Here is a 12853-nt window from a genome sequence, read left to right as displayed (position 1 = left end):
TCCAATTTTTCAACCAACCTGAAATAAAACATAATCAAATGAAAAATCTAAATTAAAAGCTATAATATGTGTCCTGAAAACTAAATTTTTTGCCATATCTATAATTTTTCAACAACCAACCTTAAGAGTGAACCATAATGAAAGAGTGTAAAATTTGTATTCACACTGAAAAAACTAAAAAGATAATTGGAGATTTGTGTATTGATTGTCTCACATATAAAAAATATCCAATAGATTTTGATAAACTAAAAAAAGAAGTTGAAGAGGTTATAAAGAATTTAGATAAAAATAAAAAATATCCATGTATTTTAGCTTTTTCTGGAGGAAAAGATAGTATTATAGCTCTAAAAATTTTAGTTGAAAAATTTAAAATAAAACCATTATGTGTCTTAGTTAATAACAAATATTTATCTCAAAATGCTATTGAGAATGCCATTAATATAACTAACTACTATGGAGTAGACTTATTTATTATTAATAAAGATTTTACACAACTATTTAATGAAGTTATAAAGAAAGGAGAAAGTCCTTGTAGGAGATGTTCAAGGTTAATTTTAAGAGAAGTGTGGAGAGTTGCTAAAAGATTTAACATAAAGTATATATTCACTGGGCATGAGATACCTTTTGGACATTCTGCAATAAGAGATATGAAAGAAGGAATAAAGATGGTTAGATTACTCTCACCTTACAAAATTAAGGAAGATGAAAAATATAAGTTATTAGAAAATTTACCTTTTAAAAAACCTAATTTATATGGATATACAACTAACTGCTTAGTTTTAGGAGTAGCATTAGAAAGATTTTATGAAAAGTATGGTTTTAGTTTTGAAATAGATAGGGTAGCAACATTAGTAAGGTTAGGGTTGTTGGATAAAGAGAAGGCAAAGGAGCATATAAAAAAGCCAGAAGTTCCAAAAGAAATTTATGAAGAACTAAGAAAAAGAGGTTTAGAAATATGAAGAAAGTTTTAGTTATTGAAGGAGATGGTATTGGAAAGGAAGTAGTCCCAATTGGTGTAAGAGTTTTAGAAGAGTTAGGAAATTTTAAAATTGATTTTGGAGAAGCTGGATATGAATGTTATAAAAAAAATAATTCTTTTCTCCCAGATGAAACAATAGAAAAAGCTAAAAAAGCAGATATTATTTTATTTGGAGCTATAACATCCCCTAAACCTTGGGAAGTTAAAAACTATAAGAGCCCAATAATAACATTAAGAAAGATATTTAACCTTTATGCAAATGTTAGACCAATAAACAATTTTGGCATTGGAAGGATAGAGGGATATTTAGGTGAATATAAATATCTATCAGCTAAAAATATTGATTTTATTATTATAAGAGAAAATACTGAATGTTTGTATGTTGGGGAAGAGGAAGAGAGAGAAGATAAGGCAGTAGCTAAAAGAGTTATAACAAGAGAGGCATCAGAAAGGATAGCTAAATTTTCATTTGAATATGCAAAAAAGAACAAAAGAAAAAAAATAACTTGTGTGCATAAGGCAAATGTATTAAGATTAACTGATAGACTATTTTTAGAAAGTTTTTATAATGTAGCTAAAAACTATAAAGATATAGAGGTTGAGGACAGTTTAGTAGATTCTACAGCTCTAAAAATTATATTAAATCCTGAGAATTTTGATATAATACTAACAACTAACATGTTTGGAGATATTTTATCTGATGAAGCATCTGCTTTAATTGGAGGTTTAGGTTTAGCTCCATCAGCTAATATTGGTGAAGGTAAAGCTTTATTTGAGCCAGTTCATGGTTCAGCTCCTGATATAGCTGGAAAAGGTATAGCTAATCCATTTGCTACTATTTTATCAGTAGCTATGATTTTTGATTATATAAATGAAAAAGAAAAAGGAGATATAATAAGGGAGAGTGTAAAAAGATGTATCTTAAACAAAAAAGTAACTCCTGATTTAGGTGGAACTTTAAAAACAGAAGAAGTAGGTAAGGAAATATTAAAAATAATCAGAGAGTTAATTTAGTTTTTATTCTTTTTTGTGCTTTTCTAAAACTTTTAGAGCATGTGGTAATATATCTTCTAATGGTCCAAAGCACATACTGTCAGCTGTTCCTAATAAAGCAGCTGGGTTTAAAACTTCTTCCATATTTGATATACCTTTTTCTTTCATTAAATCTAACAATTTAGATAATGACTCTTCTGCCATCATTTGAGCGAAATCTGCTGGAGCTCCTAATATTTTAGTTACTGCATCTCTATAAGCTAATAATCCTGCATATACAACTGCTGTAACAGCTGAACCCATATCACAGACAGGACTTATTAACTCAGCTGGTAATTTGTATGCATTACCTCTTGCTTTTTTAGCTAATTCATATACTTTATTAACAGCTTCCTCTGATGCATATCCTTCTGCAATATAAACTTGTCCTTTCATTTCTGGAACACATCCTGGGTGGTAGGAAGTAACATTTATATCTTCTCTTCCTAAATCTTTGAAGATTTTTGCAAATTTAACTGTTGGAATAGTACATGCATGTGTTATTATAGCTCCTTCTGGAATTGCATCAATAAAGTTTTTAATAATATCTGGTTGTTTTTTACCTTTTGGTAACCATGTTATTATTAAATCTGCATCTTCTACAGCTTCTTTATCACTTTCAGCAACTTCTAAACCTACATCTTCTGGATGGACAAAGTGAATACATGCTTTTGGTGGTTTTGGCAATTCTTTTGCTTTTGCTAAAACAGTTTCTCTAATTTTTGGCATAACTTTTTCAGGTTCTCCATTTAAATGTGCTTCCATAACTTCTTTAGGGTCAAATTCATCAATAATAACTAATCCTGGATTTTCTTTAAAACATGGGTCAGATACAACTACTTTATCAACTTCATCACATAAGTGTAATAATTCAGCAGCCATTGTTATAGAGGAGTGTGTCATAGCTATTTCTGGTTTATTTACTTCATTAGCAACTTGTGAAGCTCTCATAAAATTAGTTATTCCTGCAGCAGCATGAGTTCTGTAACATCCTATTCCTAAAACAGCAACTTTCATTCTATCACCAAAAAAATTTTTTATTATTTCCTAATATTATATAATCCGTTTAGTAGGTATATAAATATTAATATCCATTGGAAAAATTAAAACCTGTAATTAAAGTTTTTAATAGCAAAACATCTAATTGGAGAAGCATCAACATTTTTAATTTTTAGAGGAACTCCTAAAAAATAGAATTTTTCATTTATTAGATGTTTAAGATTGGAATTTAGATTCTCAATAATTAGGATGTTGTTAGATAGTAAAACATAGTGCTCTTCAAAATCACCAATTGAACATGCATCAACTCCAACACATTTTATATTTAGTTCTAAAATTTTATTAACATCAATTTTAGGATATTTTTTAAAATATTCCTCTTTTCTCCATAATTCTGAATATCCTGAATATATAAGGAGAATATCTATATTATTATCTATATTATTTAATTTATCTAAATCTTCTAATTTTATGCAATAGCCAACACCTTTAACAATATCATACTCTTTATTTTTTAGATGAACATGCTTAGGATAATCTATATGAGTAGATAAATGAGAAGAAAAACAAATAATAGAGGTTATATATTCATCAATCTCCTCTCTTATTTTCAATCCAAAATCTCCTGGATATGGAAAATTTATAATCTCATGGGATAAATCTATCATTCTCATAATTTCTCAATCTTTATATTATAGTTGTGTATAACAGGATTTGCAAGGAGTTTTTTACACATTTCATCAACTCTCTTCTTAACCTCTTCTTCATCATCTAAATCTATAATCAAATCTAACATTTTATAGCTATCTACTTCTTTCACTTCTTTAAATCCTAAAAAGTTTAATGCCTGTTTTATAGTTCTACCTTCTGGATTTAACAAACCTTTTTTTAGTTTTATTATTACTGTTGCTTTATACATAATCTAATTCCCTCCAAAAATTCTTTCTGCAACTATCTTATATTTAGCTATAACATCTCCTAAATCTCTCCTAAATACATCTTTGTCTAATCTCTCCCTTGTTTCTTTATCCCACAACCTCATTGTATCTGGAGATATTTCATCAGCAACTAACAGCTCTCCATTTTCATCTCTTCCAATTTCTATTTTAAAATCAACTAATATTATTCCTTTTTCATCAAAAAATTTCTTTAAGATGTCATTAACTTTTAAAGCTATTTCTCTCATCTTTTTTAATTCTTCTCTTGTAGCTAAATTTAGATTAACTGCTATATCTTCATTAATCATTGGGTCTCCATATTCATCATTTTTATAATCAAACTGAACTATAACCTCTTTTAGTTCTTCCCCTTCTTTGAATGGATATCTCTTACACAAACTCCCAGCTGCTATATTTCTAACTATAACCTCAATAGGGATTATTTCAACTTTTTTTGCTAAAATTTTATTTGGCTCAATATATTCTATAAAGTGAGTTTTAACTCCTTCCTTCTCTAAGAGCTCAAACATCTTGGCAGAAATTTTTGCATTAAGAGCTCCTTTACCTTCCTTAACATCCTTTTTAGCTCCATTTCCAGCAGAAATATCATCCCTAAATTCTATTAAAACCTTATCCTTATCATACTCATAAATTGTTTTTGCCTTTCCAGAGTAGAGCTCTTTCATAAATTTCACATCAAAAGTTTTAAGTTTTACAAACAACATAATAAATTAAAATGATTGTAATATTTAATAATTAATAAATTTATTGGAGGAGTGTAAATGTATAAAAAAATTTTGTATCCAACTGATTTCTCTGAGACAGCTGAATTAGTTATTCCTCATTTAGAAGCTTTTAGAGAATTAGGTGGAGAAGAAGTAGTTCTTTTACATGTTGTTGAAGAAAAGAAAAAGAAAAGTTTATTATCTATGCTGTTGGGATTTATTTTAAAATCTAAGGAAGAGTTGGAAAAAGATATAGAAAATAAATTAATTAATGAAGCAAAAGAGAAGTTAGATGACATTAAATCTAAATTGGAAGAGTTGGGTTATAATGTTAAAGGCATTATTGTGGTAGGTTCTCCTCATAGTAAGATTGTAGAAATTGCTGAAAATGAAGATGTTGATATAATTATTATGGGTTCTCATGGAGAGACAAATTTAAAAGAAATATTAATGGGTTCAGTAACAGAGCATGTAATTAAAAATACATCAAAGCCAGTTTTAATAATAAATAGAAAATGATTTGTGATTGATATGGACATAGACAAAATAATTAAATTTATAAAGGATGTTGTTGAAGAAGCAAAGGCAAAAGGAGTTGTTATAGGATTGAGTGGGGGTATAGATAGTTCAACAACAGCTTTTTTATGTGTTAAAGCTCTTGGAAAAGATAGAGTTTTAGGTATAATAATGCCTGAAAGAGATACTAAAAAAGAGGATATAGAGCATGCTAAAAAAGTAGCTGAAATGTTAGAAATTAAGTATATAATAGCAGATATAACAGATGTCTTAAAAGCTTTTGGAGCAGGAGGTTATGTTCCAACTAAAGAGTTTGATAAAATAGCTGATGGTAATTTAAAAGCAAGAGTTAGAATGTGTATTCTCTACTACTATGCAAATAAATACAACTATTTGGTTGTTGGAACTGCCAATAAATCTGAGTGTTATGTTGGTTATGGAACAAAATATGGAGATTTAGGATGTGACTTTATGCCTATAGCCCATTTATTTAAAACAGAAGTTAGGGAATTAGCCAAAAAATTAGGAGTTCCTGAGGAGATAATAAATAAAAAACCTTCTGCTGGATTATGGGAAGGACAGACTGATGAGGAAGAACTTGGAATTAGTTATGATGAATTAGATAAAATATTAGAGTTATATGAAAGTGGAAAAGGAATTAATGAAATTGTTGAAGAGCTTAACATTTCTAAGGAGAAGGTTGAACATGTTTTTAACCTAATAGAGAAAAATAAGCATAAAAGAGAACCACCTAAAAAATTGGAGGGATAACTTATGTATGAGATAGTTAGATATGAAGGAGGAGTTTATAAAAATAATATTTTTAAAGAGTGGATTGAAGATATTGGTGGATTTGTTTTACAAGAGCATGTTATGCAGTTAGATGTTTATATGACATTAGCAATTCCTCAAAATGAAATTGAAAATCTAAAAAAAGAAGCTAAAAAATATAAAGGTAAAGTTATTGAGACTCCCTTGGCTGGGACTGAGATTGCTGTTGTAGCACCAAGTTTATCAAGGCATCATCTTCCACACACAGCTTGTGATATAGCAGAATATTTAAGAAGATTTGGAGCTAAAAGTAATATGATAGGATTAGCAAGAGGAGTGGGGAGGGATATATCTCAATTAAGAGAAAAAGAAAAGAGATTAATTGAAGAGCATGATTTAGCTGTTTATGTTATGGGAAACTTTGAGGACTGTATAAAAAATAAGACACATCTTTTTGATGTAGAAGTTCCAGTAGTTGTAACAGGAGGGCCAGAGAGTTTAGATATTCCATATACTTATGTTGGAAATTTGGGAAGAAGAAGCCACAGATTGAGACATGGTGATGAAAGGAGAGCTTTAAAAAATATGGTTGATAAGATAACAGAACTTATAAACAAAAAAAGGAGAGAGTTATCTTATGACCCTCCAGTAGTTCCCCCTGTTGTTGTTAAGGATGAGATAGAGAAACAAGTTGAGGATGTTTTTAATATTCTATCTCCAATGCCTATAGTTACACAGTTAGATGGTTTAAGAGTTAAGTTAGATTATGATAGATATAAAGATAAAATTGAAAATGTAAAAATTAAAAATTATCTTTTAAAGGATATTGCAGATATAAGAAGAAGTGAAATGAAAAACTATATTCTTATAAAGATAAAGCCAAAATCAGAGGTTGAATATGAGAGAGAACATAAAAATGTATGATTTAGATGATAAGGAACTAATCATTCCCCCAGGAATTCCTGAAAGTGTTATAGCAAGAGTAGTAGAGATGTGTAATGTTAGGTTTGATGTGAAAGAAGATGAAATAAATAATACAAAATATATGGTATTAGTTGGGAAAGAGGAAAATTTAGAAAAAGCTAAAAAACTTCTATCTATTATAACTGAACTAAAACTTTTATTAAGAGATTTGGCAAGAATGGGAAGAAGACATAAATTAAAGGTAAATATTTATGTTGATGATGAAAATATTAGATATATATTGAGTAAGATTATCAATGATGTAGCAAATAAGGAATATCTTAATTTAGCTGAAGAACTACCTGATGACTATGAGATAATAAAAATAAAGGATATTCCAATATATGTATTTTAAGGGATGGATATGATAGATACCCACACACATATAGATACAAGAGGGATGGAAGATTTAGAGTTGATGGCTTTAACATTAGATTGTGTTATTACATTAGCTCATGACCCCTTTGAAATGAAAACTTTGGATGTTTGGATTACTCATATAGAAAAAGTATTTAATGAAATTAAAAGAGGAAAAAAAATAGGATTAAATGTATATATTGGTGTAGGAATACATCCAAGAGCTATTCCTCCAGATGTTGATAAAGCCTTAGAATATATAAAAAATTTTGTTAAAGAGGATAGAGTTGTAGCTATTGGTGAAATTGGTTTAGAGAAAGGAGATAAAAGAGAAAAAGAAACTTTTATTAAACAGTTAGAGTTGGCTAATAATTTAGGCTATCCAGCAATAGTTCATACTCCAAGAAGCAATAAAGAGGAAATAACAAAATTAATCTTAGAAGAGATAAATACCATAGATACAAATATTCCAATTGTTATAGACCACTGTAATAAAAATACTGTTAAAGAAGTGTTAGATAACAACTTTTATGCAGGTTTAACAGTTCAGCCAGGAAAATTAACACATATAGAAGCTGTTGAAATAATAAAAGAGTATAAAGATTTTTCAGATAAAATACTATTAAATAGTGATACATCTTCAAACTTTTCAGATGTTTTAGCTGTGCCAAGGACTGTATTAAAATTGAAATTAAATAATATAGAAAAAGAGGTTATTGATAAAGTATCTTATTTAAATGCTATAAACTTGTTTAAACTAAAATAAAAAATTTTTATTTATCATACTCCCAATATAGAGCATCAAACAACAAAGCAACAGGATAAGATAGTTTTTCCATATAATCTGCAGAATATTTAATTATTTTGTGAGCTTCTTCTGGATTTTTTGGTTTAAAATATGGAATTCCACAGATATCTAAAATTTTCTCTGTCCATAAACCCATAGGAATCTGAGCAGGAATTTGCTCTTTTAAAAGACCTCTATGACTTATAATTATTAATGTAGGTATTTGATAAGTTTTATATAAAGAGGCAAGAGCATTTATACTATTTCCTAAACCTGAATTTTGCATAATTATTGCTGTTTTTTTTCCAGCTAAATATGCTCCTGTTAATATTCCAAAAGCTTCCTCTTCTCTTGTTGCTGGAATATATTTTATTTCTTTATCTTCTTCCAAGTATTTAATAAGATGTTTTAGATTTGCACAGGGAACTCCAGAGATAAAAGTTATTCCACTATCTTTTAGTCCTTTATAAATAAAATAGCTTCCTTTATATTCCAAAAGTATCTCCTCTTAGACCTCTTCTTAATGTCTCTAAGCTAATAACTTCATCATAAGCAATATTACCAAGATTTACAGAACTACCAAACTTTAATATTAATGAGGCTTGTTGATTTTTATTAGGTGCTTCAAATATAACCTTTTTTATATCTACATTATTAGCTAAGTATTCAAGTTCATCAACTTTTAATTTTCCATCTTTATCATATATACCAATATTTTTACCACTTTCTCTTCCTTCAATAATAACATAATTTACACCACAATCTAAGTCATAATTTATAAGATTTACTCTATCCTTTATTGTTAGTTCTTTGTCTTTTTCTGGAAGTTTTTTTCCTACTTCACTTAAAACTAAAAATCCTTCTTCCTTAGATTTTGTAATACATTCTTTTCTATCTTCTAAACTTAGATTTATAGAACCATCAGAAATTTCAACAGCATCAAATCCCAAATCTTTACACTCCTCTAAAAACTCTCTAAATTTTTTATTTACATATGCATATTCAAACAATGTTCCTCCTGGATAAACTTTAATGTCCCAATCTTGATAAATTTTTATCTTATTTTTTATTAGCTCTCTATCAACTACTGCTGATGTTCCCCAACCAAATTTTATAAAATCTATATATTCTCCACAAACTTTTAAATAATCTTCAACAAACTTCAAAGGCAAACCTTTATCCAACACTAAGGTTATTCCTCTATCAATATCTTTTAATAAAAAATTAAATGCTTTCAAATTTTCACCTTATTTGGTAAATTGTTATAGGAAATTCTCCTTAAAATTTAAATTCTATTTCTTAAAAGGTGAAAGTATAATAAATACTTTACTATTTATGTCTAAAAAATATTTATGAATCAAAAAATTTGGTATTACTATTAAAAAATAAAAAAATTAAAATTCCTCTTTTAATATCTCCAAAATTTTTTTAATGCCTTTTTCAATTCCATTTTTTTGTCTTTCTTTTATATTTTCAAATGTTATTAGATTTGCATATATATCAGTTGTGAAAAGATATTTATTTTTATTTGTTACTATGCATATTGCTCCTCTACCAACTCCTGCAGTTGTTCCAACAGCAATATCTACATTCAATTTATTTTTTAATGCATTAGCTACTCTTTCAGCAACAATTAAATCATTTTTCTCACTATAAGCTTTTGCATATCTGTATTGATAATCTGGTTCAGGTAGATTTATATTTAATAAGGTTTTAATAGCATATAAAGAAGGGACAAACATAGAGCATAGAACTCTAACCTTTCTGACTCTCTCTAAATCTTCATTTGTAAATAAATATTTATATTCAAAATCTTCATATCCTGAGGCTGCTTTATGTATTGTTATCCCAATTTTTCCATGTGTGAAGCATTCAGCAGTTGCTAAGCTTATCATAATCATCCTCAAAAATTTTTTTATAAATTGTGAGTGAATATGATAACTCTAAAAGATATAAAGGTTGTTGATGTCTATACAGGAGAAATTGTTAGAGCTAATGTTGTTTTTGATGAAAAAATTAGAGTTGTTGATTTTGATTGTAAAGTTGAGAAAGGAAAAGTTTATAATTTAGATAAATGTTATTTATCTCCAACATTTATAGATGCACATATACATATTGAGTCATCTCATTTAATTCCATCCATTTTTGAAAATTATGCTTTAAAATCAGGAGTTTCTAAGGTAGTTATTGACCCACATGAGATAGCTAATGTTTTAGGAAAGGATGGAATTAAATTTATGTTAAATAATTCAAATATTTTAGAAGTTTATGTAATGCTACCTTCCTGTGTGCCTCCAACAGATTTAGAAACTTCTGGAGCAGAAATAACATACAAGGATATTGAAGAACTTATCTACTATAAAAATGTCTTAGGATTAGGAGAAGTAATGAACTATATTGAAGTTATAAATGAAGATGAGGAAATTTTAAAAAAGATAGAGGTTGCTAAAAAATACAATAAGTTAGTTGATGGACATTGTCCTCTTTTAAGAGGAGAAGAATTAAATAAATATATTGAGAAAGGAATACAATCAGACCATGAGTGTGTTGAGGAAGAGGAAGCATTAGAAAAAATAAGATTAGGATTAAAACTAATGGTTAGAGAGGGAACAGTTGCAAAAAATATATATTTATTGAATATATGCAAAAAAATTAAAGATAAAAGAAACATAATGTTAGTAAGTGATGATATCTCAATTGAAGAATTAAAAAAAGGATACATGCTAAATATATTAAAAAAAGCTTTAAAATATATATCCCCAATTGAAGCTATACAGATGGTTACTATAAATCCAGCAGAATACTTTAAATTAGAGACAGGAATAAAACCAGGAAACTATTCTGATTTTATAATATTTGAGGACTTAGAAAACTTCAAAATTAAGGAGATATTTATTAAAGGTAAAAATTTATCAGAACTTTTAAAAAACAAAAAAGTTAATGCTATTCCTACAAAGTTTAAAAATACTATGAACTTTACTTATAAAAAAGAAGATGATTTTAACATAGAGCTAAAAAAAGATAATGTTAGAGTTATTGAACCAATTGAAGACAGCTTAATAACAAAAGAAAAAATAATTAAAAAAGACAAAATTAATAAATACTTGGATAACTATAAAATAAATAAAATCTTTGTTGTTGAGAGACATAAAAATACTGGAAATATTGGAAAAGGATTTATATACAATTTTTTGGAAGATATTGTTTTAGCATCTTCCTATGCTCATGACACACATAATATAGTTGTTATAGGAAACAACAATAAAGATATTGTTTTAGCTGTTAATACTTTAAAAGATATTGGAGGAGGATTTATAGCTGTAAGAGATGGAAAGATTTTAAAATACGTTAAAATGCCAATAGCAGGCATTATGGCAGATAAGGATATATCAAAAGATTTAGAAGAGATGAATAAAATAGTTAAAGATTATGTTAAATTTGAAAATCCTTTTTTAAAGATGAGTTTTTTCACTCTCTCAGTTATTCCTCAATTGAAAATAACTGACAAAGGTTTAGTAAAAGATAATAAAATAGTGGATATATCTTTTTAAAGTAGTTAGCATTATTTAAATTAAATAATAATTTAATAATTTTCATTTAAAAATTTTGATAGGTTGTTAGATATGGTAAGATTAACAGGAAAAATGAAAAAAGTGTTAAGAGCAAAAGCCCATAATTTAGAGCCAGTAGTTTGGATAGGAAAAGAAGGTAGTAGTAAAGTTATTAAAGAAGTGGATAGACAGTTATCTGCAAAAGGTTTAATAAAAGTTAAGATAAGAAAAACAGCATTAATGTATGAAGATAAAAAAGATATTGCTGAGAAATTAGCAAAAGAGACAGACTCAGAAGTTGTAAGTTTAGTAGGACATGTAATTACTTTATTTAGACCAAGAGAAGGGTGGAAAAAATATCTTTCTAAAAAACCAAAAACTATAAAGAAAGATGAAAAAATTGTTAAACTCTTTGAGAAATTTAAAAAAGAAATTGAAAAAAAGAAAGAATAGACTATGAAAACTAAACTTTTATTTTTTGTTTTAATAGTATTTTTTGCATTTGTTATTTTAACATTAGGTAGTTCCCAATATAATAAAACTGATTATTTGTATGACTATATATATGGATATATACAAAACAATACAACAAATAAAAGTTTTGTTATATTAGTTCATGATGTTAGTCCCAAATATTATCAAGATTTAAAAGATATTGTTAAAATTATTGATAATCATAATTTTCAGGATAGAACATATTTATTTGTTATTGTCAATCATGCTAATGAATATAACTTAGAGAAATATTCTAAGTTTGTTAAGTATTTGCATGAATTAGAAAAAGAAGGATATCATATTGAGTATCATGGATATAACCATATTGGCAAAGAATTTAATTGTAATAAAGAAACTGCTGAAGAAAAGCTTAAGAAATCATTAAAAATATTTAAAGATTGTGGATTTAATCCTAAAAATATAGATTATTTTATTCCTCCAAGATATGCACTATCTAAGGAAGCAGAAAATGTTTTTATAAATGACAATTTTACTATAATTGTTGGGAATAAGATTATAACTAAATATAACAATACAATAATAGAAATTCCTATAACAAACAAAGAATACACTTGGTATCTACCTAAAAATATGGTAGATATCAAATTAAAAGAAGCTATTAATGACTACAACAAAACAAAAAATTTATTTTGTTTATCCATCCATCCAAGAGCTGTAAATTATGGAGGAGGTTTAGAGTTATTGGATAAATTTTTAACTTATGTTCAAAAAAGTTAATT

The 12853-nt window shown here is 27.3% G+C and carries 17 protein-coding genes; 10 read left to right on the top strand and 7 right to left on the bottom strand.

Annotated features, from left to right (window positions below):
- The first annotated feature begins 137 nt into the window (after positions 1 to 137).
- Both ACPB8Q_RS02935 and aksF read left to right on the top strand, forming a co-directional pair.
- Complete coding sequence (locus ACPB8Q_RS02935; protein ID WP_423793183.1) at positions 138 to 959, top strand: hypothetical protein; 822 nt, start codon at positions 138 to 140, stop codon at positions 957 to 959.
- The gene (aksF, locus tag ACPB8Q_RS02930) at positions 956 to 1993 is read left to right on the top strand and encodes a homoisocitrate dehydrogenase (protein ID WP_423793182.1); all 1038 of its coding nucleotides are present in this window, start codon (positions 956 to 958) and stop codon (positions 1991 to 1993) included. The genes ACPB8Q_RS02935 and aksF overlap by 4 nt, the downstream gene beginning before the upstream one ends.
- Positions 1994 to 1996: 3 nt before the next feature.
- Here aksF and hmd read toward each other — a convergent pair whose 3' ends face one another.
- The 4 genes from hmd to purC all read right to left on the bottom strand — a co-directional run bounded on the left by hmd (position 1997) and on the right by purC (position 4634).
- A complete protein-coding gene (gene hmd / locus ACPB8Q_RS02925) occupies positions 1997 to 3028 on the bottom strand; it encodes a 5,10-methenyltetrahydromethanopterin hydrogenase (protein WP_423793181.1) in 1032 nt (343 codons plus the stop codon).
- Between the two features lie 86 nt (positions 3029 to 3114).
- The gene (locus ACPB8Q_RS02920) at positions 3115 to 3684 is read right to left on the bottom strand and encodes a cyclase family protein (protein ID WP_423793180.1); all 570 of its coding nucleotides are present in this window, start codon (positions 3682 to 3684) and stop codon (positions 3115 to 3117) included.
- Positions 3681 to 3929 (bottom strand): phosphoribosylformylglycinamidine synthase subunit PurS, encoded by a 249-nt coding sequence (gene purS / locus ACPB8Q_RS02915; protein ID WP_423793179.1) that lies wholly within the window; start codon positions 3927 to 3929, stop codon positions 3681 to 3683. Before purS ends, ACPB8Q_RS02920 begins: the two co-directional genes overlap by 4 nt.
- Positions 3930 to 3932: 3 nt before the next feature.
- Complete coding sequence (gene purC, locus ACPB8Q_RS02910) at positions 3933 to 4634, bottom strand: phosphoribosylaminoimidazolesuccinocarboxamide synthase (protein WP_423793178.1); 702 nt, start codon at positions 4632 to 4634, stop codon at positions 3933 to 3935.
- 96 nt (positions 4635 to 4730) lie between these two features.
- Between purC and ACPB8Q_RS02905 the strand changes: the two genes are divergently transcribed.
- From ACPB8Q_RS02905 to ACPB8Q_RS02885, 5 genes are read left to right on the top strand one after another with little or no spacing between them, the layout of a single operon-like run.
- Positions 4731 to 5192 carry a universal stress protein gene (locus ACPB8Q_RS02905; protein WP_423793177.1) on the top strand — a complete coding sequence of 154 codons (462 nt, stop codon included), beginning with the start codon at positions 4731 to 4733 and terminating at the stop codon, positions 5190 to 5192.
- A gap of 12 nt (positions 5193 to 5204) precedes the next feature.
- Entirely contained in the window at positions 5205 to 5960 is a 756-nt protein-coding gene (locus ACPB8Q_RS02900; RefSeq protein WP_423793176.1) for an NAD(+) synthetase, read from the top strand.
- Positions 5961 to 5963: 3 nt separating this feature from the next.
- On the top strand, positions 5964 to 6884 hold the full coding sequence (locus ACPB8Q_RS02895) for a methanogenesis marker 7 protein (RefSeq protein WP_423793175.1): 921 nt from the start codon (positions 5964 to 5966) through the stop codon (positions 6882 to 6884).
- Positions 6859 to 7278 carry a hypothetical protein gene (locus tag ACPB8Q_RS02890; protein WP_423793174.1) on the top strand — a complete coding sequence of 140 codons (420 nt, stop codon included), beginning with the start codon at positions 6859 to 6861 and terminating at the stop codon, positions 7276 to 7278. Before ACPB8Q_RS02895 ends, ACPB8Q_RS02890 begins: the two co-directional genes overlap by 26 nt.
- Positions 7279 to 7287: 9 nt before the next feature.
- Positions 7288 to 8046 (top strand): TatD family hydrolase, encoded by a 759-nt coding sequence (locus ACPB8Q_RS02885; protein WP_423793173.1) that lies wholly within the window; start codon positions 7288 to 7290, stop codon positions 8044 to 8046.
- A gap of 7 nt (positions 8047 to 8053) precedes the next feature.
- Here the strand turns inward: ACPB8Q_RS02885 and comD are convergent, their stop codons facing one another.
- The 3 genes from comD to ACPB8Q_RS02870 form a co-directional block, all read right to left on the bottom strand.
- Positions 8054 to 8563 carry a sulfopyruvate decarboxylase subunit alpha gene (gene comD / locus ACPB8Q_RS02880; protein WP_423793172.1) on the bottom strand — a complete coding sequence of 170 codons (510 nt, stop codon included), beginning with the start codon at positions 8561 to 8563 and terminating at the stop codon, positions 8054 to 8056.
- Complete coding sequence (gene comA, locus ACPB8Q_RS02875; protein WP_423793171.1) at positions 8553 to 9305, bottom strand: phosphosulfolactate synthase; 753 nt, start codon at positions 9303 to 9305, stop codon at positions 8553 to 8555. Before comA ends, comD begins: the two co-directional genes overlap by 11 nt.
- A gap of 156 nt (positions 9306 to 9461) precedes the next feature.
- Positions 9462 to 9962 carry a UPF0254 family protein gene (locus tag ACPB8Q_RS02870; RefSeq protein WP_423793170.1) on the bottom strand — a complete coding sequence of 167 codons (501 nt, stop codon included), beginning with the start codon at positions 9960 to 9962 and terminating at the stop codon, positions 9462 to 9464.
- A gap of 39 nt (positions 9963 to 10001) precedes the next feature.
- On the opposite strand from ACPB8Q_RS02870, the gene ade reads away from it, so the two are divergent.
- The 3 genes from ade (at position 10002) to ACPB8Q_RS02855 (ending at position 12851) form a co-directional block, all read left to right on the top strand.
- Complete coding sequence (gene ade / locus ACPB8Q_RS02865; protein ID WP_423793169.1) at positions 10002 to 11618, top strand: adenine deaminase; 1617 nt, start codon at positions 10002 to 10004, stop codon at positions 11616 to 11618.
- 72 nt (positions 11619 to 11690) lie between these two features.
- Positions 11691 to 12071, top strand: coding sequence for a YhbY family RNA-binding protein (gene yhbY / locus ACPB8Q_RS02860; protein ID WP_423793168.1), 381 nt, complete (start codon positions 11691 to 11693; stop codon positions 12069 to 12071).
- Between the two features lie 3 nt (positions 12072 to 12074).
- Positions 12075 to 12851 carry a DUF2334 domain-containing protein gene (locus ACPB8Q_RS02855; protein WP_423793167.1) on the top strand — a complete coding sequence of 259 codons (777 nt, stop codon included), beginning with the start codon at positions 12075 to 12077 and terminating at the stop codon, positions 12849 to 12851.
- Positions 12852 to 12853: the final 2 nt, after the last annotated feature.

It is taken from the genome of Methanocaldococcus indicus (assembly GCF_049554935.1).
Taxonomy (GTDB): domain Archaea; phylum AGJL01; class Methanococci; order Methanococcales; family Methanocaldococcaceae; genus Methanocaldococcus; species Methanocaldococcus indicus.
This window is presented reverse-complemented; position numbering and strand designations above follow the sequence as displayed.